The following is a 25,286-nucleotide window of genomic DNA, read 5'->3' as shown; positions in this document are numbered from 1 at the left end:
CTCCCGGCAGCTTTACGCATCATTTACGACGCAGGCTGTAGAGGGCATAACTGGAAAACATGCAGGCAGGGGAATGCAACAGCCGTGGCGCCAGGTCACCGGCCAGCGGGCTATTACCGCTGCGGGGCGGCGCAGGGGCGGGGCAATGCCGGGGGGTTCCCCTGTTTCAAATGCAGGTTCAATTTTAGCTATTCGGCCTTTCTTAAGCATGCTCGCCTAGGATCGGGTCAGGGTGAAGTAGGGAACAACCGTATGCACGGTTTGATTAACAGAGCTGTCCAGGCCTTTGTCTCCAGCACCTATGGAACAGGACGCTGGACGGACATCATGGACGCGAGCGGGCTTGGGTTTACCGAGTTCGAAGCGATGCTTGTCTACTCGGAAGAGCAATCCGAGCGCATGCTGCGCGCCGTGGAGCAGAATCTGGAACGGCCCTTGCCCGAGATCCTGGAGGATGTGGGGACATTTCTGGTCTCCAACCCCCAGGTCGAGGCCCTGCGCCGCCTGCTGCGCTTTGGCGGCGTGAACTACGTCGATTTCCTGCACTCGCTGGATGACCTGCCGGATCGCGCCCGGCTGGCGGTGTCGGACCTGCGGTTGCCGGGGCTGGAGCTGATCGAACAGGCGCCGGGGCAATTCGACCTGCTGTGTCAGCCCGGCGTGCCCGGATATGCCCAGGTGATGACCGGCGTGCTGCGCGCCATGGCCGATGACTACGGCGCCCTTGTGTTCCTGGAGCAATCCGGCAGCCAGGACGGGGCGGATGTGATCTCCATCACCCTGGTGGAGAGCGAATTTGCCGAGGGGCGGACCTTTGATCTGGGAGCGCATACACTATGATGAGCTTTGACGATCTCGCCGGGTTTGCAAACCAACTGTGCCCGATGCATGTCATCATCGACGCCGAGGGTCAGGTGCTCAGCCACGGGCCGACCCTGCACAAGCTCTCGGGCGAGGACAGCTGGACCGGCAAGCCCTTCTTTGATGTGCTGGACCTGCAACGCCCGCGCTGGATCAAGACGATTTCGGATCTGATGGAAACCGCGGGCACCAAACTGCATTTCCAGCTGCGCGCCGCGCCGCACACCCGAATGAAAGGCGTGCTGGTGCCGCTGCCAAACGGGCAGGGGGCCTTTATCAACCTGTCGTTCGGGATTTCGGTGCTGGATGCGGTGCGTGACTTCAACCTGACCAGCCAGGATTTCTCGCCCACCGACCTGACCATCGAAATGCTCTATCTGGTGGAGGCGAAATCCGCCGCGATGGAGGCCTCGCGCCAGTTGAACCTGCGCCTGCAAGGGGCCAAGATCGCGGCCGAGGAACAGGCCTTTACCGACACGCTGACCGGGCTGAAGAACCGCCGCGCCATGGATCATGTGCTCAACCGCCTGATCCTGGGCGGGCGCGATTTTGCGCTGATGCATGTGGATCTCGACTTCTTCAAGCAGGTCAACGACACCTACGGCCACGCGGCAGGCGATGCGGTGTTGCAGCGCGTGGCGGCGATCATGGTCGAGTGCACCCGCAAATCCGACACTGTGGTGCGTGTTGGTGGCGATGAATTTGTGATTATTTTCGAAGGCTTGCTGGATCGCAAGCGGCTGTCCGATCTGGCCTGCCGCCTGATCACCCGCCTCGAAGAGCCGATCCAATACGGTGCCGAGAGCTGCCAGATCTCGGCCTCGGCAGGCACCACCCTGTCGACCTCCATGGCGCAGCCAGATGCGGCCGTGCTGCTGCACCAGTCCGATGTGGCGCTCTATGCCGCCAAACGGGCGGGCAAGGCGCAGCACATGTTCTACACCCCGCATCAGGAAACGGAGATGGTGGAGCCGGACAGCCGCTCCGCCTGATCCGTTCAATCCCAATCTGCCAAGGTCTCTGGCCCGTCCGCAATGACGCTGCGGGTGGGGGCTATTGTGAGATCGCGCGCCGGGGACGGCCGCCGGAGGGGGCTGCTGTGCACTGGCGTTCTGAAAACGGGGCTGGGGAAAATTGGTCTGCCCGGATTGGCCTCTATTGGAGCTTTTGACCGGGCCTGCGCTGCGCTACCCCGGGGGCACAGCCATCGTGGAGCACAGCCATGTCCAGCCATTCCCCCTCCGCCGCCACCCCGCGCATCCTGCCCAGCGTCTGCCCGTTGGATTGCCCCGACACGTGTAGCCTCAGCGTTGAGGTCACGGGCGATCAGATCACCTCGGTGCGCGGCTCTGACGCCAATCCGTTTACCGCCGGTGTGGTCTGCAACAAGGTCACGCGCGCCTATCCCGATTTTGTCCACGGCCCTGCGCGGCTGACCCATCCGTTGCGGCGGGTTGGCCCGCGCGGGTCGGATCAGTTTGAGCGCATCAGCTGGGATGCGGCGCTGGATCTGGTGGTGGCGGGCTTTCGCGCGGCGATCGACGCCCATGGCGCGCAATCCATCCTGCCGCTGAACTACGCCGGCCCGCATGGCGAACTGGCCGGCGGCTCGCTGGATCGGCGGTTCTTCTACCGCCTTGGGGCCACCCGGATGAACCGGGGCCCGCTCTGCGGCGGGGTGCGCAGCCTCGCCTACGAGAGCCTTTATGGCAATGCGCCCGGCATGCCGCCCGAGCAGGCGCAGCACGCCGATCTGATCGTGGTCTGGGGCAACAATGTCACCGTCTCCAACCTGCATCTGACCCGTGTGGTGAAGGCGGCACGGGCGAATGGCGCACGGTTGGTGGTGATCGACCCCAAGCGCATCAAGATCGCGCAGCAGGCTGACCTTTATCTTCAGGTCAAACCGGGCACCGATGTGGTGCTGGCCCATGCGCTCGCCACAGAACTGGAGCGGCGCGGGGCCTTTGATGCGGAGTTTATCGCGCAATGGGTGCATGGTGCAGAGGACTACATGGCCGAGGCGCGCAGATACTCCATTGAAGACGCAGCAGAAATCTGCGGTCTTGAGGCGCGCGACATCCTGCAACTGGCCGACTGGATGCAGGCGGCAGAGCGGCTCGCGACCTCCACCGGCAACGGGATGGAGCGTGGCCGCTCCGGCGGGTCCGGCCTGCGTGCGGCCATGGCGCTCAATGCGCTTCTGGGGCAGCACGGGCGGCTGGGGGCCGGGGTGGTGGCCAAATCCGGCCTTGCCTCACCCAAGACCCGGGCGCGACTGCAAGGCGACCACCTGATCGACCCGGATACACGGGTTGTGAACATCCTCGACGTGGCGCGGCTGATGCTGGACCGGGACCAGCCCACGCCGATCAATGCGGTGATGATCTACAACCACAACCCTGTGGCCACCCATCCGGACCAGGCCCGCATGATTGCGGCGCTCAGCCAGCCGGAGATGTTCACCGTCGGCTGCGACGTGGTGATGACCGACAGCATGGCCTATTGCGACGTGATCCTGCCTGCGGCCACCCATTTTGAACATGACGAGATCTTTGCCGCCTATGGTCAGAACTATGTGCAACGCGCCGAGCCGGTGATCGCGCCGGTGGGGGAGAGCCTGCCCAATACGGAAATCTTCCGCCGTTTGGCGGCGCGCTTTGGCTATACCGAAGCTGCCCATCAGGCCTCGGACGTGCAACTGATGGATGACGCCATGGACGCCAGCCATCCGCAGTTTGAGGGCCGCCCACCCAGCCAGATGCCCACCGACCGCGCGCTGGAAATGCAAAACAGCGACGGTGCGGCGCTGATCCTGTGCGATACGGTGACGCCGGACACGGAAACCGGCCGGATTGAACTCTTCAGCGCCGCGCTGGAGGCGGAAACCGGCTTTGGCGTGCCGCGCTTTGATCCGGTGCCGCAGGATCTGCCCCTGGTGCTGATTACGCCCAGTTCCGATAAACGCATCAACGCGACCTTCGGCAGCGCACCGCTCTCTGCCGGTCCCGAAAGCATCGAGGTCCACCCCGAGGATGCCGCCGCGCGCGGGCTTGAGGAGGGTGATACGGTCGAGGTCGCAAATGCCCGTGGGGCCGTGACCTTCCGTCTGAAACTCTCGGACGCGATGCAGCGGGGGGTGGTCTATGCGCCCAAGGGTACATGGCGCATCAGCTCTGAAACGGGCCTCACCGCCAATGCGCTGATCCCGGTGGAGGTGCGCACGGATATCGGGGATGGCGCCTGCTATAACGAGACCTTCGTGGAGCTGCGCGCCTACGGCGGGCGTCACGCGGCCGAGTAGAGATCCCGCCGAACGCGACCAAAAGGCCGGGCCATGTGTCCGGTCTTTGCTTGTGTGTAAATTGGCTCAGGCATAGCTTTGATTTTGTATCACTCTGAACGGACCAATTCCATGCCCGGTGACACGCCCGCCTTTATGCCGGATCGCACGTCAGATGTGCCGATCTTTGAGCAGATCTGTGCCTCGTTTCGGGGCCGCATCCGCTCAGGCGCGCTTGAGACCGGTGCCCGGCTGCCCGCCACCCGCGCGCTTGCGGGGGATCTGGGGGTGGCGCGGGCCACGGTGGTCACCGCCTATGAACAGCTCGTCGCAGAAGGCTATCTCGCGTCGCGGCGCGGTTCTGGCTACACGGTCTGCGCCATGGGCGAGGTGGAGCTGTCACCGGGTGCGTCGGCGGCCCCTGCGCCCAAACTCAGCGAACGCGGCGATCTGCTGCTGGAGGCGGGCCAGCCCGATATGCGGCTGTTTCCGCATCGTGCCTGGGCGAAATGCGTCGCGCGCCTGTGCCGGACCCGGCCCGAGGACATGCTGACGGGCTGTGGCCGCTTTGGTCACCCGGAGCTGCGGCAGGCCATCGCCAGCCATGTGCGCGACTGGCGCGGGATTGCGGCACGTCCCGAACAGGTGCTGGTGACCTCTGGCGCGACCGAGGCGCTGGACATTTGCCTGCATGCGCTGGCCTCGGCTGAGGGCCGCGTCGGTGTCGAGGATCCGGGCTACCCGCCGATCCGCCGCTTTGCCGAGGCACAGGGCCGCCGCACCCGCGATCTGGCGCTGGATGCGCAGGGAGCAGAGGTGCCGAGGTTTGGGGATGAGACCGATGTGGTGGTGCTCACCCCCTCGCATCAATATCCGTTGGGCGGCGCGATGAGTGCGGGCCGACGGCAAGAGTTCGTGCGCTGGGCGGCGCAGTCGCAGGGTTGGATCATCGAGGACGATTACGATTCGGAGTTCCGCTACGCAGGCCGACCGATCCCGGCGCTGGCGGGCGTCGACGGGCAGGGGCGCACCGTCTACATCGGCAGCTTTTCCAAGATCTTCTCCAACAGCCTGCGGATGGGCTACATCGTGGCGCCCGAGGGGCTGATCGACCGGCTTGCGCAGGCGATGCGCATCAAGGGCGCGCGGGCCAGCGCCATGCCACAGGCAGCACTGGCAGAGTTCATGCAGCGCGGCGAGTTCTACCGTCATCTGCGCCGCGTGCGCCGCACCTACGCCGAACGACACCGCACGCTCATCGACCGCTTGCGCCGGGATTTTGCCGATGTGGGGCACGTGGAGGATCATCACGCGGGCATGCAGGTGGTGCTGCATCTGCGCCCGGATCTGTGCGATCAGGCGATCACCGCAGCAGCCCGCGCGGGCGGGGTGGGGGTGGAATCGCTCTCGACCTATAGCCGTCGCGCCGGGGCTTATAATGGGGTGGTTCTGGGGGCCTGTCTCAATGATCTTGAGGAGCAGGCAGAGGCGCTCACACGCTTGCGGCGGGCGATTTCCTCAACAGGATAATCCCCCGCCGCGCATGCAAATAGAGCGTGCGTGAGTGGTGGAACGTGCCAGTTTTCAAAATGAAAAATGGTACTCCGTAGGGGAATCGAACCCCTCTTTCCAGGTTGAAAACCTGGCGTCCTAACCGATAGACGAACGGAGCACACTTGGTGTGAGCGGGTGTTTACTGAAGCCATCCGGGCCGTGCAAGAGGAAAAATGCACAAACTGCAAAGTTTTTGCGACAGCCCGAATTTTCCGAATAATAGCAGTTATATCAATGTGTTAGGCGCCGCATCTGGACACAGAGCAGCGCAATCGCGACATCCACACGGGATGCGTATCAAATTTCTACGGAAGGAGAAAATGGTACTCCGTAGGGGAATCGAACCCCTCTTTCCAGGTTGAAAACCTGGCGTCCTAACCGATAGACGAACGGAGCACTCTTGGTGTGAGCGGCTGTTTAGGGTTTTGCGCCCGGTGCCGCAAGCGAAAAAATCGCCTGCGGCGCAAAATTCTTATCCACAGGCAAAATCCCCGCCAGATCTGGCGCGGCTCAGGCCTCCGCCGCATCCTCCAGCCGCAATTGCGCGCTTTGGCGGCCGCCCCAGGTGTTCACTTCCAGCCGTCCGGCCACATGAAACCGCGCGCCGCCATGCTCCAGCAGGCGCGGGCCAAGGTTGGTGTCGAACGCGCCAAAGGCGATGGCGTCAATGTTGCCGCCCATGCCATCGGTAAAACTCACCTTGAGGTGCGATTCCCCCACCCGTTTGGCAAAGCGCACCGCCAGATCGGGAAAGCCATAGCGCGGGGCAGGGGCTCCGGCCCCAAACGGTCCGGCCTGTTCGATCTGCTCGATCAGCTCCACCGTGGCAGCGCCGGGCATCAGCATCCCATCCAGTTTCAGATCCGCCGGGCCCAGATCGCCCGCGCCCTGTTTGTCCAAGAGTTCCGCCAGCCGCGCCATCGCAGGCTCCAGCTGGTCGCGCGCCACCGTGAGGCCCGCCGCCATCTTGTGGCCGCCGCCTTTCAGCAAAAGCCCCTCCAGCGCGACCTTCTGGATCGAGGCCCCAAGGTCGATGCCGGACACCGAGCGTCCCGACCCTTTGCCCTCATCGCCATCAAGCCCAATCACCACCGCCGGGCGGCCGGTGGCTTCTTTCAGGCGCGAGGCCACGATGCCCACCACGCCCGGATGCCAGCCTTCGCCCGCCGCCCAGACCAGCGGCGCGTCAAAACCGCGCTCCTCGGCCTGCTCCAGGGCGGCGGCGCGCACGGCGTTTTCAATGTCGCGCCGCTCGGTGTTGAGTTGATCCAGCCGCTCGGCAAGGGCTGCGGCCTCATGCGGATTATCCGTCGAGAGCAGCCGCGCACCCAGATCCGCCTTGCCGATGCGCCCGCCCGCATTGACGCGCGGCCCCAGCAGAAACCCGAGGTGATAGGTGGAAGGGGCCGAATCCATCCGGCTCACATCCGCCAGCGCCACCAATCCTGCGCGCTGACGCCGCCCCATGACCTTGAGGCCCTGCCGCACCAGCGCCCGATTGGCCCCAATCAGCGGCGCCACATCCGCCACCGTCGCCAAGGCCACCAGGTCCAGCATCGCCATCAGATCCGGCCCCGCGCCAAGCCCCTTTTCGCGGGCCTGACGACGCACCTCCACCAGCATCAGGAACACCACACCGGCAGCACAGAAATAGCCCAGATCGCCGTCTTCATCCTGCCGGTTGGGGTTCACCACCGCCACGCAGTCGGGCAGGGTCTCGCCGCCGAGGTGGTGATCCAGCACCACCACATCCGCGCCCTTGGCCGCCGCGATCGGCCCATGCGAGAGCGTGCCGCAATCGACACAGACAATCAGGTCGTGATCGCGCGCCAGTGCCGCCATCGCCTCGTCATTGGGGCCATAGCCCTCGTCGATCCGGTCGGGGATATAGAGCGTCGCCTGCTGACCCATCTGCCGCAGATAGACCAGCAACAACGCCGCCGAAGATCCGCCATCCACGTCATAATCGGCAAAGATCGCAATCCGCTCGCGCCGCTCCACTGCCTGCAGGAACCGCGCAGCGGCGGTCTCCATGTCTTTCATCCGGCGCGGATCGGGCAGCAGCTCCTTGAGTTGCGGCGTGAGAAACCCTGTCGCCTCATGCGCGGGAACACCGCGCCGTGCCAGCACCTGACAGACCGCCGAGGGCAGGCCGGTTTCCTGCGCCAGATGTTCGCCAGCACGGGCCTGCTCCACACCGGGACCGATCCAGGACCGCCCGGTCAGAGAGGTTTCAACACCCAGAAAACTCAAATCCACTCTCCCGATCTTTTTGCAGAAAAGGCCGGACCCGCGCGGGACCCGGCCTTTCATCTTTTCCCAAATACCTAAATCCCGACCGCAGCTGCAAGCGCCGCGGCCCGATCAGGATTACTGATGCGCGCTCAGCGGCGTGCGATAGCTCATGCGGCGCACCGATCCGGTCTTGGAGCGCATCAACAGCGTGGTGGTCTCGACCCAGCCCGGCTGGCGCTTGATGCGCGGCAGCAGCGAGCCGCCGGTGACGCCGGTGGCGGCAAAGATCACGTCCTGCGTGACCATCTCGTCACGGGCATAGATGCGGTCCAGATCGGTGATACCGGCCTTGGCGGCGCGGGCTTTTTCATCGTCGTTGCGGAACAAGAGACGGCCAAAGATCTGGCCCCCCATGCATTTCAACGCGGCCGCCGCCAGCACACCTTCGGGCGCGCCGCCCTGGCCCATATACATGTCGATACCGGTGACCTCGGCCTCGGCGCAGTGCATGACGCCGGCGACATCGCCATCGGTGATCAGGCGGATCGAGGCGCCGGTTTCGCGGACCTCGGCGATCATCGCCTCGTGGCGGGGGCGTTCCAGAATGCAGACGGTGATGTCCGAGGGCGCGCAGCCCTTGGCCTTGGCCAGCGCCTCGACCCGTTCGCGCGGCGACATATCGAGCGAGACCACGCCCTCGGGGTAGCCCGGCCCAACCGCCAGCTTGTCCATATAGGTGTCGGGCGCATGCAGCATGGAGCCACGCGGCCCCATGGCGATCACGGTGAGCGCGTTGGGCATGTCCTTGGCGGTCAGCGTGGTGCCTTCCAGCGGGTCCAGCGCAATATCGACGCCGGGGCCGTTGCCGGTGCCCACTTCCTCGCCGATATAAAGCATCGGCGCCTCGTCGCGCTCGCCTTCGCCGATCACCACCACGCCGGCAATGTCCAGAAGGTTCAGCTGCTCGCGCATGGCGTTCACGGCGGCCTGGTCGGCGGCCTTCTCGTCGCCGCGCCCGATCAGCGGGGCAGAGGCCAGGGCGGCCTGTTCCGCAACCCGGGCCAGGCCCAGGGACAGCAGGCGATCATGAAACGGCGCGTCGGCGGTGGTCGATGTCATTCCCAATATTCCTATCTCAAACTTGCGCGATCCAGCCCGGCATAGCCCGCCCGGCCCCAAAGGGGCAAGGCTGCGGCAGCGCTGGTGTCGCTAACAACACGTCTTTTGCGTTTCTCTGGCGCGGATCGGCGGCGCGTTGCCAGCCGCCGGTCCGCATGCGCCCATCCTAGGGCCGCAATGTCACAGTTCTTCGATGCGCAGCGCCACGGGCGCGCCTTCGACCACACCGGTGGTCGCCAGTGCCTCCAGCGCCTGGTCCAGCATTGCAGAGGTGCATTTGTGGGTCACGATCAGCACCGGCGCGACGGTGGTCGCATGGTCATACTGGCGCATCCGGTGGATCGACACGCCGGCATCCCCGAGCGCCGAAGCCACTTTGGCCAGCGCGCCGGGTTTGTCCTGCAAGGCCATGCGCACGTAGTAGGGCGCCGGCAGGCCGGTCTGGGCAGCGGGTTCCTCGGAGAGGGTGGCCGCGGGCTGACCAAAGGTGGCAATCCGCAAGCCGCGCGCGATGTCCAGCACATCGCCCATCACCGCGCTGGCGGTGGGGCCTTCACCGGCACCGGGGCCGCGCAGCACCACCTGGTCGATGGCGTCGCCCTCGATCACCACCATATTGGTGCCGCCCTCCAGCTGCCCCAGCGGCGAATTCGCGGGCACCAGACAGGGGGTCATGCGCTGCTCCAGCCCGCGGGCAGAGCGCTGCGCCACACCCAGAAGCTTGATCCGGTAGCCCATGTCGGCGGCGTGGCGGATGTCCTCGATGGCGATGCGCTGAATGCCTTCGAGCTTCACATCGTCAAAGGCGGGTTTGGTGCCGAATGCGATCGAGGCCAGAAGCGCCAGCTTGTGACCGGCGTCGATACCGCCCACGTCCAGCGTCGGGTCGGCTTCGAGAAAGCCCAGGTCATCGGCCTCCTTGAACACGGTCGCATAGGGCAGGCCGGCGGTCTCCATCCGGGTCAGGATGTAGTTGCAGGTGCCGTTCATGACGCCCATGACGCGGGTGATCTCGTTGCCCGCCAGCCCCTCGGTCAGGGATTTGATCACCGGGATGCCGCCCGCAACGGCGGCCTCAAAGCGGATCACGCGGCCATTGGCCTCGGCCTGTTCGGCCAGCGCCTGACCGTGGATGGCCAGCAGCGCCTTGTTGGCGGTGACCACATCCTTGCCTGCGGCGAGTGCGGCCTCGGTCGCAAGCTTGGCGGGGCCCTCGTGGCCGCCCATCAGTTCGACAAATACATCCACGTCATCGCGGCGCGCCAGTGCAACCGGGTCGGTCTCCCAAGCGTAGTCCTTCAGCGACACGCCGCGATCCTTGGTGGCGTCGCGGGCGGAGACGGCGGTGATGACCACCGGACGACCAGTTCGTGCCTCCAACAGGGCAGCATGGCGGCGAATGATCTTCACCACGCCAATGCCGACCGTGCCCAAACCTGCAATCCCCAGTCGAAGCGGTTCAGTCATAGTGGAGGTCCTTATTGTCTTGACGATCTATGGGTTCGATGTCGCCTTAGCGACTCTGGCCCGGCGGTGCAATGTTCAACACGGTGAAGCTGCGGATCAGGGCTGGCGGCGGCGCAGCGCCTCCGCCCGGCTGCGCAACCGGTCCGCGCGGGCATCCAGCGCCTCCGAGAGTTCGGCGCTTTCCTCCTCGGGCAGCGGCTCCTGCGCCAGCTCGGTATCCAGCGGCAGCAGCTGCGGGTAGGGCTGGCTGCGCAGATCCGCGGGCAGGCGGTCCTCCAGCTGCGGCACGCGCGAACAGGCGGCCGTCACGCTCAGGAGGGCACAGGCCGACAGCACCGTCAGGCGCGCCAGTCGGGGCGCAAGAGGCTTCGGGGAGGTCTGTCTGGCAGGCATGGCAATACCGCGTGTTCGGTCCGGGATTTCGCCCTTGATGCACAAATGCGCCTGCGGGTACAAGTTAATCCGCGCCGTGCGCCATGGTGCTTTTATCTGAACATATGTTCAGTTAATGTGGTCATATGGCACGTACCCAAGGTTCTCATTCCGATATCACCGGCCCCCGTATCCGCGCCGCAGCGCAGGAGCTGTTTGCCCGTCACGGCTATGCCGCCGTCTCCATGCGCCAGATCGCGGGCGCGGTCGGGGTGCAGGCCGGGGCGCTTTATAATTATACCGCCGACAAGCAGAGCCTGCTGTTCGACCTGATGCAGGCGCATATGGAGGGGTTGCTGTCCGCATGGGCGGCAGAAGAGGTGCCGGTCGATGTGATGGGGCAGCTTGAGGGCTTTGTTCGGTTTCACATCCGTTACAACCTGGAACGCCCGGATGCGGTTTTTATCGCCTATATGGAGCTGCGCAACCTGACCGAAGAGAACTTTGCCAGGATCGAAGACCGTCGCCGCGCCTATGAGGATCAGCTGGAGGGGATCCTGAAGGCCGGTGTCGTGCAGGGGCTGTTTCAGGTGCCCGACACCAAGATCGCGGCCCTTGCGGTGATTGCGATGCTGAACGGGGTTTTGACCTGGTATCGCGACGGCGGGCGGCTGTCTTTGGTGGAGGTGGAGACGCTCTACTGGGACATGGTGCGCAAATCGGTGGGGGTGTAGGCCACATGGCTCTGTTGGATTTGCAGTCGGAGCGGTTGCGGGCGGTTCCCGTCGCGCGACTGTCGCCACAGGATCGCGAAGCGCTTTTTGAACCCGAGGTGGTTGCCTATCTGCCGGACGGCTTTCAGGGACTGGAGACGGATGCCGCACGCTGCGCGCTGCTGGACGGGGTGCAGCAGGAGGCAGAGGTCGTGGCGCTGGCAACCCGGTCCGGCGAGGCGATCGGTCTGCTGATCCTGTCGCATGGGGCTGCGGGAGAGCGCCTGCGCCATCTCGGCTATCTCTTTGTCCGGGCGGCCTGGGGGAAGGGATATGCCAGCGAGATGTTGCGCGCGCTTCAGGACTTGTATCGTGGCCAGCCGGTGGTCCTGTCCGGTGGTGTAATGGCGGGCAACGCCGCCTCTGCCCGGGTTCTGCAAAAGCATGGCTTCGTGCCGGAGGGGGCGAGCGAGGCAGGTGAGGTCACCTATATCTGGGATGCGGAACGCGGCTGAGGGTGCCAAGCGGAGCGCTTCCGCGCGCTTTTATTCTGCTGGGGGCGAGGTGATGGCTGTTTGCAGGCCAGAGTGTTTGGCGCTGGTGTTTTAAAACAAGGCTGCTGAGACGGTCCTGAGGGGCAGGTCTGCCCTCAGGAGCCGCGTTCAAGTGTGATGAGGTTGGGCGCGTCAAGGGCACGCCGCCCGTGCCGGGCGGGGCCGTTGGCCCCCTTGACCCGATCCGCGCCTGTTGCGGGCCATTGCAACATGAAGAGTGAGCAGCGCGGGAGCGCCGCTCACGGAGAAAAGTCGATACCGGTTTCCCGATCAAGGGGGCGGGCCGACGCCGCTCGCAGGGAAAAGTGGATACCGGTTTCCCGATCAGGGGGCGGGCCGACGCCGCTCGCAGGGAAAAGTGGGCACCGGTTTTCCCGTTCAGTGAGCGGGCCTAATAAAAGTCCCGTTGCGCAGCTCGGCAAAGGCTTTTTGCAGCTCGGCCTGGGTGTTCATCACGATGGGGCCGTGCCAGGCCACGGGCTCCTCGATCGGCGCGCCGGAGATCAGCAGGAAGCGCACGCCCTTGGGGCCGGCCTGCACGGTGATCTCGTCGCCGGTGCCAAAGCGCACCAGCGTGCGGTCGCCGGACATGTCGCGGATGTTGACCTCCTGTCCCGCGACCTCCTTTTCCAGCAGCACGCCGGTGGGACGCGAGGCATCGGCAAAGGCCGCCTGACCATCAAAGACATAGGCGAAGGCGCGGCGGTAGGTGTCGATCTTGAACGTTTTCTTCACGCCCGCAGGCACATAGACATCGAGATATTGCGGATCGGCTGCAATACCGTCGACCGGGCCGCGCTTGCCCCAGAATTCGCCCACGATCACCTTCACACGGGTGCCGTCGTCATCGATTACCTCGGGGATGTCCTTGCCCTGCACGTCCTGATAGCGCGGCGCGCACATCTTCTGGCTGCCGGGCAGGTTGCCCCAGAGTTGGAACCCGTGCATCTGGCCCTTCTGGTTGCCGCTGGGCATCTCCTGATGCAAGATGCCGGATCCGGCGGTCATCCACTGCACATCGCCCGCACCCAGGGTGCCGGTGTTGCCGAGGCTGTCACCATGCTCGACAGAGCCTTCCAGCACATAGGTGATGGTCTCGATGCCGCGGTGGGGGTGCCAGGGAAACCCTTGTTGGTAGAGCTCCGGGTGGTCGTTGCGGAAATCGTCAAACAGCAGGAAGGGATCCAGCTCGCTGGGGTCCTGAAACCCGAAGGCGCGGTGCAGATGCACGCCGGCGCCCTCCATCGTCGGTTGGGCGGCGCGTGTTTCCAGTATCGGACGCAGGGACATGGGGGTTCTCCTGATGAGAGGTTGCTGAGCCAAAGATAGGCGGATCTTGTGCCCGGTAAAATCTGCACAGGCTCACCGGGGCTGTGCATGGGTGCAGAGGAGGGGCGTCTGCTCCATTCCCGGCACCGGGCGCTGCGCCGATGTCGTTTTCACACGCGCCAGCGGCGGTGCGGCGGGTCAGGCTGGGGCAAACAGGGCGGCAGGGAGCGCGGATCATGAGCGATGCAATGAAGGTCGGATTTGTCGGCCTGGGCAATGTCGGGGGCAAGCTGGCAGGCAGCCTGCTGCGCAACGGGATCGACCTGCGGGTGCATGATCTCGACGCGGAGAAATGCGCCGATTTTGTCGCCCGGGGCGCCACGCTGGCCGAAAGCCCGGCGCATCTGATGGCGACCTGCGAGGTGGTGATCACCTGTCTGCCGTCGCCCGCCGCCTGCGACGCGGTGCTGCGCCAGATGCTGCCGGAGGTGCGCGCCGGCAAGATCTGGATCGAGATGTCCACCACCGACGCCGCCGAGGTGGCCCGGCTCGCCGAGCTGGTGGAGACCCGCGGCGGGCTGGCGATGGAATGTCCGGTCTCGGGCGGCTGCCACCGGGCCGACACCGGCAATATCTCCATCTTTGTGGGTGGTCCGCGCGCGGGCTTCGACCGGGTGCTGCCCTTGATGACCATCCTCGGGCGGCGGGTGCTGCACACCGGCGACCTCGGCACCGCCAGCACCCTCAAGGTGATGACCAACTACCTGGCCACCGCCAATCTGCTGACGCTCTGCGAGGCGATGGTGACGATGAAGGCCGCCGGCATGGACATGGCCACCACCTATGAGGCGATCCGGGTCTCCTCCGGCAACAGCTTTGTGCATGAGACCGAAAGCCAGCTGATCCTCTCCGGCGCGCGCGACGTGAATTTCACCATGGATCTGGTGATGAAGGACATCGGCCTGTTCCAGGACATCGCGGATCGTCACAACGTGCCGCTGGAGCTGTCGCCCGAGATCATCCGCATCATGGCGGACGGGCAGGCGCGGTTTGGCGAACGGGCGCAGTCCGACCAGATCATCGAGCGGCTGGAGGAGGTCGCGGGTGTCAGCGTGCTGGCCGACGGCTTTCCCACCGCGCTGGTCGACGACGAACCCGAAGAGCGCGGCTATGAGGTCAGCGCCCGCCGTCGGGACGCGCAATAGGGCTGTTCGCGGCGGATGTTTTTCGCTACCCCTGCCACGACGATCTGAGGGAGACGCGATCCATGACCAGCCCGCATGACACTGACGAGGTCTTTGCCACCGTTGCGGCCTCGCCCGCACGCCGGGTGATGGGGGTCTCCATGCTGGTGGGGCTGGGGCTGCTGACGCTCTATGTGGCGATGGCCAGCGCGCCGGGGCTGGCCTGGCAGGGGTTTCTGCTGCTGGTCTCGGGTGGTGCGCTCTGGATGGGCCATCGCATGTGGCAGGCCACCGCCCATCATATCGAGCTGACGGCCAAGGGGCTGCGCTGCTCCGACGGGACCGAGATCATCCGCATCGCCGATCTTGAAGTGCTGGATCGCGGGTTCTTTGCCTTCAAGCCCTCCAACGGCTTTCTGATGCGCAGCAAGACCCCGGGCACGCGCTGCTGGTATCCCGGCCTCTGGTGGCGCATGGGCCGCCGCATCGGCATCGGCGGCGTGACGCCGGGCTCGCAGACCAAGACGATGACCGAAATCCTCGCCGCCATGATGGTCGAACGCGACGCGGGCTGAGGCATTGGCCCGACGCGCCACATCCCCGGGGCGTCGGACCTCTGCATGTCTCGCTCAGGTGACGCGTTGATAGACCCGGATGCTGTGGCCCGGATTGCTGCGCATATGATAGTAGATTGCGTAGTGGATCTGCGAATTGCTCGTGGTCCAGCCCGTGATGGATCGTTTGTGGTGTAGGCAATAAGCGTTGTACTGAATGCCCTTGGCGTCATTTTCCGCAGGAACCTCAAACAGAGGCTCGGCGCCGGTGTCGTCAAAATCGACAAGAACTTCTTCAAAATCATCCATGATTCTTTTTCCTCCTCCGAAATGAATGCGCCCAGCCTAATCGGAACTCTGGCAGATTTCGAAAATTCGCTGTTCAGGCGCCGTCAGCTCCCTTCTGGCGCGTGTCGCGCATCTGCACCGCTCTAAACGACAGGCTTGACGCAGGCCCGGGCAGGGGCTAAGCGCTGGGGCAGGGGCGCAGACCCCCGCCGCCTGCGGGCCCTTGGCCTTGGTGAAGTTCTGCGGACATCTCTGTCTATCGATCATCCTCCACGCATATCGCGCGGATGGGAATGCGGGCTCCATCCTGTTCTTGCGCGATACCTGCAAGAGGAGATCGGGGATATGACATCTTCCCCTACCAATCACTTTCTGACCGGACGATTTGGTCCGATCTATGCCAAGACCGCCTTGCCCATCATCTTTGTGATGGGGATGAACGGGTGTCTCACGGTGGCCGATGCGCTGTTTCTGGGCCACTTCGTCGGGCCGGAGGCGCTGGCCGCCGTCACCCTGATGTTTCCCGCCTATATGCTGGTGGTGGCACTGGCGACGCTGGTGGCCAGCGGCATGTCGAGCCGCCTTGCCCGACACCTCGGGGCGGGCGACACACCAGCGGCGCAGGCGGATTATGCCGGCGCGCACGGGTTGGCGCTGGCGGTTGCGGTGGCGCTGATGGTGGCCTTTGTGCTCTGGGGCGATGCGGTGACGCAGGCCGCTGCCGGGGGCGATGCCACACTGGCCGCCATGGGCCACACCTACCTGCGCATCACCGTAGGCTGTACGCCGCTGCTGTTTGTGCTGTCGGTCAACTCCGATGCGCTGCGCAACGAGGGCCGCGCCGGGCTGATGGCGCTGATGAGCCTTGTGGTCTCGCTCTCCAACATCGCCTTCAACTACCTGCTGATTGCCGAGGCGGGGATGGGCGTGGCAGGCTCGGCGCTGGGCACCGCCCTGGCGCAGGCCCTGGCGCTGGCGCTGATCCTCGGGTTCCGGCTGCGCGGCGAGACGGTGCTGCGCCCGGCCGTGCTGTGGCAACAGAGCCTGCTGGCGGGCTGGGGGCGGATGCTGGCGCTGGGCGCACCGCAGAGCCTCAACTTCATCGGCATCGCGCTGGGATCGGCGGCGATCATGGTGGCGCTGCAATGGCTGCGCACGCCGGAGTATGCCCAGACCGTCGCGGCCTATGGGGTGATCACCCGGCTTCTGACCTTCACCTTCCTGCCGCTCTTGGGACTGTCGCACGCGATGCAGAGCATCACCGGCAATCTCTTTGGCGCCGGCGACGGGCCGCGGGTGCGTCAGAGCCTCCGGCTCGCGATCTGGATCGCGCTGATCTACTGCGCGGTGACGCAGGCGACCCTCAGCCTCGGGGCCGGGTGGATCGCGGGCTGGTTCGTCTCCGATCCGGGGGTGATTGCCGAGGTGGCGCGCATCCTGCCGGTGCTGGGCGCATTGTTCGTGCTGGCGGGACCGCTGATGATGGTGGCGATGCATTTCCAGGCCATCGGGGATGCGGTGCGGGCGGCGCTGCTGGGGCTGTCCAAACCCTATCTGTTCTCGATCCCGCTGACCTTTGTGCTGGCGGCGCGGATCGGCGAGGGGGGCATCTGGCTGGCGGCCCCGGCGGCAGAGGCGTTGTTGCTGCTGTTGACCCTTGCGGTGCTGTGGCAGCGGCGCCGGTCACACAGGGGCGCCACCGCGCCCCGCGCCGGGATGGAGGGACGCGCATGAAACCCGCTCTCCCCTCCCTCGCCGAGGCGAAGGCCCGCGCCCGCGACTGGCGTCGCCAGCAGGCCGACGCCGGCACCCCGGTGACCCACAGCGCGGCGCTGGAGCATGTGGCGCATGCGCTTGGCTTTCGGGACTGGAACGCCTGCGCGGCGATGCTGGGCCGGCAGCGGGCGCAGCGCCTTGCCGCCGGCGCCCGGGTGGCGGGCCGTTACCTGTCGCAGCCCTTCACCGCGCGGATCATCCGCGCCACCCCGGCGGCGGGACGGCCCGGCTGGGTCCGGCTGGAACTGGATCTGGATCAGCCCGTGGATGTTGTCACCTCGACGCGGTTTTCCAACCTGCGCCGGCGCATCAGCGGTGTCATCGGCCCCGACGGCCACAGCCGCGAACGGACCTCGGACGGGCAGCCGCATCTGGTGATCGACCCGCTTGCCCCCGACGGCGACAGCTAGCGCGTGTCTGGGGGCACAAACCAAATGGACCGCCGGCATTCTGCGCGGCGGTCCGATGTGCCATGTCCAGACAGCACCTCTGTGATGTGGGGCGATCCCGCTGCGGGGGCGGCATTACAGGATCGCGTCATCCACTTCGTCATCATGGGCCGGGCCATCGCTGATGACCGAGCCCTCATAAGCCACCTGAGAGGCAAAGCGCGGGCGGGTGAACACGAGGTTGTACATGTTCTGCGTGCCGATATTGACCGCAAAGACCGGCTCCACCACGTTCCAGGTTTCCACCACGATCACCCGTTCCTCGTCCGGCATGATCGGCAGCTTGTCGGCGATGCCGCTGACGGTGTCGTCGGTCCAGACGTCCATCTCGTCGCCGCGTTCCACCGACCAGTCGACGTAATAGGCATCGGTGTCCTCGTCCCAGCGCACCACCGACACCCGCATCGAGATCTCGGTGTCGGAGCGGATCATCGCCTGCGACAGCGCATAGATACTGTCGATATAGTCGTCGTTCAGCGCCGTCGTCTCGCGCGAGATCAGGTCGGCGATCGTATAGGTCGCCTTGCTGTTCACCGCCTCCTGCCGGAACAGGTCAAACAGCGTGTAGGAGACGGCAAAGACGATCAGCAGCAGCGGCAGCGACAGCGCCGCCTCGACAGAGACAAGACCGTCTTCGCGATGCCGGAACCGGCGCAGGGCAGGGAGAATACGCTGAAACATGATCTACTTTGGCTCCTGTACAAAGGCGCTGGCGGCATAGAGGCGGATGCGCCCGTCACCGTCTTTCTGCAACTTGTCGCCCAGCCCCCAATAGGGAAACAGCGGCGAGAAGCTCATGCAGGCGCGCAGGAACATCAGGTCGTTGGAGTCGCCGTTGATGAAGGTGGTGACCGGATTGACCTCTTCGACGGACTCGATGCAATCGGGGGTGGTGTCGACCCCGGCCCAGTTGAACGGATCGAGCTGCACCATTTCCAGCCGCAGCGACTGCGTGCAGGTGGTGACCAGCCCGGTGCGGGCACAGATCGCATCGCGGATGGTGTCATGCTGCATGTTGCCGCCGGTGCCGAGCCGGATGTCGCGCACGGTCAGGTCCACGGCCCGGTCCAGCATCACCTGGCGCAGGGTGATGACGCCCAGCTCCACCGAGGAGAACAGGATCATCATCAGCAGCGGGAACACCACCACGAATTCGACCGAGGCAACGCCCTCCTCGCGCCGGCGAAAGCGGCGCAGACAGGAGGCAAGACGCAGGCGAAGGGGCAGGCGGCGGGTCATTCTGTCAACCTCAGCTGGCGGATGGCAGAGGCGATCGAGGCAAAGGCGTCCGAAATCTCCAGCCCGTCCACATCATAGTAATGCGAGTCGGAGCTGGCGCATTGACGCAGCACTTCCTGGCCGCCGTAGGGGGCTTCGAAACCGATGGTGAAGACGATGATGCCCGCTTCCTTGGCCGCGGTGCAGATCGCCTGCGTCCGGGTGTTCTTGGCGCTGGCGCCCACAGAGTTGTAGACGTCGTAGTACCATTCGTCCCGGGCGTCGTAGAAATTCATCCAGTCGTAGAACAGGTAGTAGTAGATGTACTGCAACGGGGTGTCCGCAAACAGCTCGGCAAAGCTCAGCTCCTCGGCCGTGCCGGGTTCGTCCACGGTCACGGTCTTCCAGCGCCCGTAGTAGCAGTAGCCATTATAGACCGTGCCGGTGCAGACCTCGTCCTCGTAGGAGCCGTTGCCATAGGGGTGGTCCATCCAGCGGTTCTTGTTGTGCCAGTAGTATTTGTTGTAGGACCGCTGCGGATTGTAGGTGGAGTAGACGTTCGCGTCCTCATTGTACCAGACTTCGGAGTTGCCGCTGCGGCGGCTGTCGTTGACCCGGGGCTGGTGGGTGTTCTGCCCGTCGGTCATCAACACCACCACCTTCAGCGTGTCGGTGTCGGAGTAGCTGGTGGGGCGGCTGGCAAACTTGGCGTCGACCAGCGCATCCTCCCCCACCGTCAGGGCCGAGATGATCGGCTGGACCGACGGGTCGAGCAGGGCAACACCCCATTTCATGCCGATGTCCAGCGACGTGTTCTCCGAGTGGTCGAAGGCGTCGATATAGTCCTGAAGCGTGTCGACATCGTCTTCGAGCAGGATCGTTGTGCGCTCCGGATTGTCATCATGCGAGGCGCAGATCGGCTGGTAGACATGCCGGTTCCGATCACGCTGGTCGCTGGTGCTCCAGATGCTGAAATGCATCGTGCGTTCATAGGTTTTCAGCGTGCTGAGGCTGGTGGTGGAAAAATCACTGCTGTCGAAATTCAGGCAGTAGGAGACGTCGTGTGCGTCCTCGACCGAGAGCTGGTCGAGGAACTGCGCCGGCATCGACACCTGGGTCGAGTAGGGCACGATCGACATCGACATCTTGTCGTCCTCGGTATTGTCCGACATGGTCTGGACAAATTCCTTGGCCGCGCGTTTCAGGTTCACCAGCCGGTTATTGTTCCGCATGGAACCGGACACATCCAACACCAGCGAGATTTCCACATTGCCGATGCTTTCCTCGGCGGTGGCCGCCGCATAGAGCGGCAGCGGATCCTTGACCCCGGCGACCTGCATCCATTCGGGGTCGAAATCGGCATCGACGCTGGCAGAGACCCGCTTCGAGGTGGGCGTCACCTGCGCATCCGGGGTGCGGTAGTATTCGCCAACGCCGGATTTGCTCATGTAGTCCTGCACCACCGCCGCCGGTTCCAGCTCCTGATCGAGGTCGGCAGCCGCCAGCACCGCGCGGTCCAGCGCGTATTGCACATGGGTGCGATCGCGCTCCAGGCGCACCAGGTCGACCCCGATGCCAAGCACCGCCAGCATGCAGATGAGGGTCACGAACATCGGGTATTGCAGCACACCGCTTTCGTCGGCGCGGAACCGGCTCAGGCCCGCACGTCCGCGCGCCCGCCAGCTGTTCAGGCGCCCTGTTCCGGCCAGAGCTGTCGTCGTCCAGAAACTCACAGTCATGTGTCCATACTTTCCATCGGCCCGCAGGATCCCGGTGCGAACCCGGCGCGATCCCGTGCATCCCCTTGTCGCGGTCAGAATGGTCCACGCGTCCCGTTCCAAAAGGCTGCCAAGCCGTGCGGGTCTGCCCGGTTGGTGCGGGCGGTGACTCGCAGCAGGCAGGGCTGCACAGCTGGTGTCGCGCGGACGTGGTGCCGCTCTTTAGGATTGATTGACAAAGATGGCTGAACTGGGGCAGCTCCGCGCCGCAAATGGCACTTTTCAGGAGAGTTTGAAGTTAATCCCAACAAGCGCCGCGCGGTTGTTTGCGGTCCGGAAACAATCCGCCGGACCACCGGGAAACGGTGTTCATTTCCGATTCGTTTCCGCTAACGTTTTCAAACTGCCGAAAATTTGTGCAAAAGCCCGGGATAAATGGTCGCAGTCCGTAACGTTCTCTGCATAGATGGGGGGCACCATAACTCCTTGAGTCGTTTCAGAAGGACGGGATCATCCCATGAGCAATCTCAAAGAACCCAGCTTCCGCGAAAGTGTGGATCTCATGTTCAACCGCGCGGTGGCGCTGATGGACCTGCCGCCTGGACTTGAGGAGAAGATCCGCGTCTGTAACGCCACCTACACGGTGCGTTTCGGCGTGCGCCTGCGCGGTCAGATCCATACGTTCACCGGCTATCGCTCGGTCCATTCCGAACATATGGAACCGGTGAAGGGCGGCATCCGCTATGCCATGGGCGTGAACCAGGACGAGGTCGAGGCGCTTGCGGCGCTGATGACCTACAAATGTGCCCTGGTCGAGGCGCCCTTCGGCGGTTCCAAGGGCGGTCTGCGCATCGATCCGCGCCAATACGAGGAACACGAACTGGAATTGATCACCCGCCGCTTTGCCTATGAGCTGGCCAAGCGCGACCTGATCAACCCCTCGCAGAACGTGCCCGCCCCCGACATGGGCACTGGCGAGCGTGAGATGGCCTGGATGGCAGACCAATACGCCCGCATGAACACCACCGACATCAACGCCCGCGCCTGTGTCACCGGCAAACCGCTCAACGCGGGCGGGATCGCTGGCCGGGTCGAGGCCACCGGCCGCGGCGTGCAATACGCGCTGCAGGAATTCTTCCGCTACGAGGAAGACAAGGCCAAGGCCGGTCTCTCCGGCACGCTGGATGGCAAGCGCGTCATCGTGCAGGGTCTCGGCAACGTGGGCTATCACGCCGCCAAGTTCCTCTCGGAGGAGGACGGCTGCAAGATCGTCGGCGTGATCGAGCGGGACGGCGGGCTGTTTGATGAAAACGGTCTCGACATCGAGGATCTGCGCGCCTGGATCGCCAAGCACGGCGGCGTCGATGGCTACCCCTCGGGGCGCTACATCAAGGACGGCGCCAAATATCTCGAGGCCGATTGCGACATCCTGATCCCGGCGGCTCTGGAGGGGGTCATCAACCTCTCCAACGCCGAGAACATCCAGGCCAAGCTGATCATCGAGGCCGCAAACGGCCCGGTGACCGCCGGTGCCGACGAGATCCTGCGCAAGAAGGGCGTCGTGATCATCCCCGACATGTATGCCAACGCCGGCGGTGTGACGGTCTCCTACTTTGAGTGGGTCAAGAACCTGTCGCACATCCGCTTTGGCCGCATGCAGCGCCGTCAGGAAGAGGCGCGCCACCAGCTGGTGGTCGATCAGCTGGAAATGCTGTCGGAAAGCATGGGCAAGGCCTGGTCGCTCGACCCCAAGTTCAAGGAGAAATACCTCCGCGGCGCGGGCGAGCTGGAGCTGGTGCGCTCGGGTCTCGATGACACCATGCGCATTGCCTACCAGTCCATGCGTCAGGTCTGGCACGAGCGTGACGACGTCACCGACCTGCGCACCGCCGCCTATCTGGTCTCCATCGACAAGGTAGCCTCCAGCTACCGCGCCAAGGGCCTCTGAGGCACGCGGACGGCAATCAACAACAACGGCGGGTCTCCACCCGCCGTTTTTTGGTTCAGCTCCCGGAGTGGATGTGCCGTTGTCGCGGAGCGGCAATGTCCCCGCAATCCGGGCCCGCGTGGTTAGACAAAACCCACGTCGGGCGCGATGACCTGACTGATCCGTCCCCCGGTGTTCACCGCGCTGTAGATCGATCGTGGCGGGCGGGCGGCGCTATCGACGCTGCGGCAGACCCAGTCCCGGGCCTCCATGGATTTCAACGACTGCGACAGCGCCCGATCCGTGATCGTCGGCAGCTGCCGCTTGATCTCGGTGAAATGGCTGGGCCGGTGCAGCGATGTCAGAACCGGCAACGTCCATGACCGGCGCAGCAGGGGCCAGTCCTCTTCCGTTGCAACATCGCGGATCTTGTCGGCAAGCGCCGCCACCGTCTTGCCCAGAGGTGTCAGCCGGAATTCCGGCCGCAGCGGGTGGCCGTAGCCCGGGTTGCGCTCCAGCAGGCCCAGGTCGATCAGGTGATCCATGCTCTGTGCAAAGGCGGTCCTGCCGGCCCCCGTCGCCGCCAGCAGCGGCGCCTGTCGCCCGGCGACGCCCGAATGCAGGCTCGACAAGATCGGCAATGCCCAGGCTCGCGAGGTGATGTTGACAAACAGCTCAATGTCCATAAAGTATAGTTAGTATATTTTGAATCATAAGGAAAGCCCATGTCTCTTATTTCCGTCGATCAGACCATCACCCTTGCCCTGTCCGTCTCCGACCGCCATGCCAGCGCCGACTGGTATCAAAACATGCTGGGGTTCGAGCTGCTCTATCATGCCGATGACGCGGGCTGGTCCGAGATCCGCACCAACACGCCCGGAGTTGTCATTGGCCTGGGCGAGCACACCCGGCCTGCGCCCGGCAACTGCGTGCCGGTCTTCGGGATCGCGGATCTGGACGCGGCGCGGCAGCAGCTGGAGCAGGCCGCGGTGAAATTCGATGGCGAGACGGATGTCGTCGAGGGCATGGTCAAGACCGCGACCTTTTACGACCCCGACGGCAACGCGCTGATGCTGGCGCAGGACCTGACCGGCGCAAACGGGTAACCCGCTACTGCCGTCAGGCCTGCGCGCCGTGCTTGTGTCTTGCAGGCAGCGCACCCTTTGCATCCGACGCGCGGGCGCGGCACATTTCAGTGTCGCGCCCGTGTGTGGTGTGCCCGTCCGTCAGGCGCCCGTCCGTATTGTGTCCACCCCTGTGGCCGGGCTTGCCCGTGGCATGGTGATTTTGCTCCAAAAATGCACTGGACATAAGTGCCTAGTTCGTGGCCATCTGCGCAAGAGACTGCCGCGATGTCGCTGGTGGGGCTAGGAGCGGGCGCGCAAACCCGCTAGCACTAGGGCGACAGGGCGGGCCATCCGGCATGGCGCGGCAGCAAGACAGTGTTTGGGGAGTGGGCCATGGGGATTTCAGATCGATTTTCGGGCTGGCGGGTGCTGAAGGAAGGGCTGACCGGCAACAAGGGCTGGACCGCCCACTGGCGCGACCCGGAACCGAAGCGCGACTATGACGTGGTCATTGTCGGCGGCGGCGGTCACGGGCTGGCCACCGCCTATTACCTTGCCAAGGAACATGGCCTGCGCAATATCGCGGTGCTGGAAAAGGGCTATCTCGGCGGCGGCAATGTCGGGCGCAACACTACCATTGTGCGGGCCAATTACTACCTGCCGGGCAATTCGGAGTTTTATTCCCACTCGCTGAAGCTCTGGGAGGGGATGGAGCAGGACCTCAATTACAACGCGATGATGTCCCAGCGCGGCATTCTCAACCTGTTCCACAACGATGGCCAGCGCGATGCCACCATCCGGCGGGCCAATTCGATCATCAACCAGGGCGACGATGCGGAGATCCTCTATCGCGACGAGCTGAAAAAGCTGGTGCCCTTCCTGAACTACGACAACAACCGCTTCCCGATCATGGGCGCGCTGTTGCAGCGCCGGGCGGGCACCGCGCGCCATGATGCGGTGGCCTGGGGCTATGCCCGCGGGGCGGATCAGTTTGGCGTTGACCTGATCCAGAACTGCGAGGTCACCGGCATTGATGTCGAGGGCGGCAAGGTGGTGGGCGTGCAGACCGCGCGCGGCCCGATCCGGGCGAAAAAGGTCGCTTTGGCGGCAGCGGGCCGGTCGAGCCAGGTGGCGGCGATGGCGGGGCTGACCCTGCCGATCGAGAGCCATGTGTTGCAGGCCTTTGTCTCCGAAGGGCTGAAGCCGGTGATCGACCATGTCATCACCTTTGCCGAGGGGCATCTCTATATCAGCCAGTCCGACAAGGGCGGGCTGGTCTTTGGCAGCTATCTGGACTTCTACAGTTCTTATGCGGCGCGCGGCAACCTGCCGATGCAGGAACACACGATGGAGGCGATTGCTGCCATGGTGCCCGCGGTGACCAAGGCGCGGCTGCTGCGCAGTTGGGGCGGCATCATGGACATGACGCCGGATGGATCGCCCATTATCGATCACACGCCGATCGAGGGGCTCTATCTCAATGCGGGCTGGTGCTATGGCGGCTTCAAGGCGACGCCGGCCTCGGGGCATTGCTTTGCCCATCTGATCGCCACCGACCGCCCGCATAAGGCGGCCACGGGGTTCAAGCTGGACCGGTTCCGCAGCGGCTATGGTCTGATGGATGAGGAGGGCACCGGTGCGCAACATAATCTGCACTAAGCGCCTGTCGCGCAGTTGG

Annotated in this window: 23 protein-coding genes and 2 tRNA genes; 13 read left to right on the top strand and 12 right to left on the bottom strand. The window is 64.6% G+C overall.

Annotated elements, in window-relative coordinates; all coding sequences use genetic code 11:
• The first annotated feature begins 252 nt into the window (after positions 1–252).
• From MHM88_RS08550 to MHM88_RS08535, 4 genes are all read left to right on the top strand, one after another.
• Complete coding sequence (locus tag MHM88_RS08550; protein WP_239323010.1) at positions 253–840, top strand: heme NO-binding domain-containing protein; 588 nt, start codon at positions 253–255, stop codon at positions 838–840.
• Positions 837–1,853 (top strand): GGDEF domain-containing protein, encoded by a 1,017-nt coding sequence (locus tag MHM88_RS08545; protein WP_239323011.1) that lies wholly within the window; start codon positions 837–839, stop codon positions 1,851–1,853. The genes MHM88_RS08550 and MHM88_RS08545 overlap by 4 nt, the downstream gene beginning before the upstream one ends.
• A 230-nt stretch (positions 1,854–2,083) precedes the next feature.
• Positions 2,084–4,165 (top strand): molybdopterin-dependent oxidoreductase, encoded by a 2,082-nt coding sequence (locus tag MHM88_RS08540; protein ID WP_239362972.1) that lies wholly within the window; start codon positions 2,084–2,086, stop codon positions 4,163–4,165.
• A 111-nt stretch (positions 4,166–4,276) separates the two neighbouring features.
• Positions 4,277–5,674 carry a PLP-dependent aminotransferase family protein gene (locus tag MHM88_RS08535; RefSeq protein ID WP_239362953.1) on the top strand — a complete coding sequence of 466 codons (1,398 nt, stop codon included), beginning with the start codon at positions 4,277–4,279 and terminating at the stop codon, positions 5,672–5,674.
• 67 nt (positions 5,675–5,741) lie between these two features.
• Here the strand turns inward: MHM88_RS08535 and MHM88_RS08530 are convergent.
• From MHM88_RS08530 to MHM88_RS08505, 6 genes are all read right to left on the bottom strand, one after another.
• Positions 5,742–5,816, bottom strand: a tRNA-Glu gene (locus tag MHM88_RS08530).
• Positions 5,817–6,019: 203 nt separating this feature from the next.
• A tRNA-Glu gene (locus MHM88_RS08525) sits at positions 6,020–6,094 on the bottom strand.
• A 114-nt stretch (positions 6,095–6,208) separates the two neighbouring features.
• Complete coding sequence (recJ, locus tag MHM88_RS08520) at positions 6,209–7,951, bottom strand: single-stranded-DNA-specific exonuclease RecJ (protein WP_239363659.1); 1,743 nt, start codon at positions 7,949–7,951, stop codon at positions 6,209–6,211.
• Positions 7,952–8,068: 117 nt separating this feature from the next.
• Positions 8,069–9,052, bottom strand: coding sequence for a class II fructose-bisphosphatase (gene glpX, locus MHM88_RS08515; protein ID WP_239362950.1), 984 nt, complete (start codon positions 9,050–9,052; stop codon positions 8,069–8,071).
• A gap of 180 nt (positions 9,053–9,232) precedes the next feature.
• Positions 9,233–10,519 carry a homoserine dehydrogenase gene (locus tag MHM88_RS08510; RefSeq protein WP_239362930.1) on the bottom strand — a complete coding sequence of 429 codons (1,287 nt, stop codon included), beginning with the start codon at positions 10,517–10,519 and terminating at the stop codon, positions 9,233–9,235.
• Between the two features lie 96 nt (positions 10,520–10,615).
• Entirely contained in the window at positions 10,616–10,912 is a 297-nt protein-coding gene (locus MHM88_RS08505; protein ID WP_239362928.1) for a hypothetical protein, read from the bottom strand.
• Positions 10,913–11,037: 125 nt separating this feature from the next.
• Here MHM88_RS08505 and MHM88_RS08500 point away from each other — a divergent pair, with 125 nt between their 5' ends.
• Both MHM88_RS08500 and MHM88_RS08495 read left to right on the top strand, forming a co-directional pair.
• Positions 11,038–11,625: a TetR/AcrR family transcriptional regulator gene (locus MHM88_RS08500; protein ID WP_239362926.1), complete on the top strand. Its 588-nt coding sequence runs from the start codon at positions 11,038–11,040 to the stop codon at positions 11,623–11,625.
• 5 nt (positions 11,626–11,630) lie between these two features.
• Positions 11,631–12,119 (top strand): GNAT family N-acetyltransferase, encoded by a 489-nt coding sequence (locus tag MHM88_RS08495; protein WP_239362924.1) that lies wholly within the window; start codon positions 11,631–11,633, stop codon positions 12,117–12,119.
• Positions 12,120–12,536: 417 nt separating this feature from the next.
• Here the strand turns inward: MHM88_RS08495 and MHM88_RS08490 are convergent, their stop codons facing one another.
• Positions 12,537–13,448 (bottom strand): pirin family protein, encoded by a 912-nt coding sequence (locus tag MHM88_RS08490; protein ID WP_239362902.1) that lies wholly within the window; start codon positions 13,446–13,448, stop codon positions 12,537–12,539.
• Positions 13,449–13,675: 227 nt separating this feature from the next.
• On the opposite strand from MHM88_RS08490, the gene MHM88_RS08485 reads away from it, so the two are divergent.
• A complete protein-coding gene (locus MHM88_RS08485) occupies positions 13,676–14,632 on the top strand; it encodes an NAD(P)-dependent oxidoreductase (RefSeq protein WP_239363656.1) in 957 nt (318 codons plus the stop codon).
• 62 nt (positions 14,633–14,694) lie between these two features.
• Positions 14,695–15,186 (top strand): hypothetical protein, encoded by a 492-nt coding sequence (locus MHM88_RS08480; RefSeq protein WP_239323020.1) that lies wholly within the window; start codon positions 14,695–14,697, stop codon positions 15,184–15,186.
• A 54-nt stretch (positions 15,187–15,240) separates the two neighbouring features.
• Here MHM88_RS08480 and MHM88_RS08475 read toward each other — a convergent pair whose 3' ends face one another.
• Entirely contained in the window at positions 15,241–15,474 is a 234-nt protein-coding gene (locus tag MHM88_RS08475) for a hypothetical protein (protein ID WP_239323021.1), read from the bottom strand.
• A gap of 324 nt (positions 15,475–15,798) precedes the next feature.
• Between MHM88_RS08475 and MHM88_RS08470 the strand changes: the two genes are divergently transcribed.
• Positions 15,799–17,187, top strand: a complete 1,389-nt coding sequence (locus tag MHM88_RS08470) for an MATE family efflux transporter (RefSeq protein ID WP_239362895.1) — start codon at positions 15,799–15,801, stop codon at positions 17,185–17,187.
• Positions 17,184–17,639: a glyoxalase superfamily protein gene (locus tag MHM88_RS08465; protein ID WP_239362894.1), complete on the top strand. Its 456-nt coding sequence runs from the start codon at positions 17,184–17,186 to the stop codon at positions 17,637–17,639. Before MHM88_RS08470 ends, MHM88_RS08465 begins: the two co-directional genes overlap by 4 nt.
• Positions 17,640–17,753: 114 nt before the next feature.
• Here the strand turns inward: MHM88_RS08465 and MHM88_RS08460 are convergent, their stop codons facing one another.
• The 3 genes from MHM88_RS08460 to MHM88_RS08450 are packed head-to-tail and all read right to left on the bottom strand — an operon-like array spanning position 17,754 to position 20,635.
• Positions 17,754–18,359, bottom strand: a complete 606-nt coding sequence (locus tag MHM88_RS08460) for a TadE/TadG family type IV pilus assembly protein (RefSeq protein WP_239323024.1) — start codon at positions 18,357–18,359, stop codon at positions 17,754–17,756.
• A gap of 3 nt (positions 18,360–18,362) precedes the next feature.
• Positions 18,363–18,917, bottom strand: coding sequence for a TadE/TadG family type IV pilus assembly protein (locus MHM88_RS08455; protein ID WP_239362893.1), 555 nt, complete (start codon positions 18,915–18,917; stop codon positions 18,363–18,365).
• Positions 18,914–20,635: a pilus assembly protein TadG-related protein gene (locus MHM88_RS08450; RefSeq protein ID WP_239362892.1), complete on the bottom strand. Its 1,722-nt coding sequence runs from the start codon at positions 20,633–20,635 to the stop codon at positions 18,914–18,916. Before MHM88_RS08450 ends, MHM88_RS08455 begins: the two co-directional genes overlap by 4 nt.
• A 496-nt stretch (positions 20,636–21,131) precedes the next feature.
• Between MHM88_RS08450 and MHM88_RS08445 the strand changes: the two genes are divergently transcribed.
• Entirely contained in the window at positions 21,132–22,562 is a 1,431-nt protein-coding gene (locus tag MHM88_RS08445; RefSeq protein ID WP_239323027.1) for a Glu/Leu/Phe/Val dehydrogenase, read from the top strand.
• A 122-nt stretch (positions 22,563–22,684) separates the two neighbouring features.
• On the opposite strand, the gene MHM88_RS08440 is transcribed toward MHM88_RS08445, so the two are convergent.
• Positions 22,685–23,227: a winged helix-turn-helix transcriptional regulator gene (locus tag MHM88_RS08440; RefSeq protein ID WP_239362879.1), complete on the bottom strand. Its 543-nt coding sequence runs from the start codon at positions 23,225–23,227 to the stop codon at positions 22,685–22,687.
• A 39-nt stretch (positions 23,228–23,266) separates the two neighbouring features.
• Between MHM88_RS08440 and MHM88_RS08435 the strand changes: the two genes are divergently transcribed.
• Entirely contained in the window at positions 23,267–23,647 is a 381-nt protein-coding gene (locus MHM88_RS08435) for a VOC family protein (protein ID WP_239362867.1), read from the top strand.
• Positions 23,648–24,001: 354 nt separating this feature from the next.
• Entirely contained in the window at positions 24,002–25,267 is a 1,266-nt protein-coding gene (locus MHM88_RS08430) for a sarcosine oxidase subunit beta family protein (RefSeq protein WP_239362865.1), read from the top strand.
• Positions 25,268–25,286 lie beyond the last annotated feature (19 nt).

The sequence above is a fragment of the Epibacterium sp. MM17-32 genome (assembly GCF_022348205.1).
Taxonomy (GTDB): domain Bacteria; phylum Pseudomonadota; class Alphaproteobacteria; order Rhodobacterales; family Rhodobacteraceae; genus Epibacterium.
This window is presented reverse-complemented; position numbering and strand designations above follow the sequence as displayed.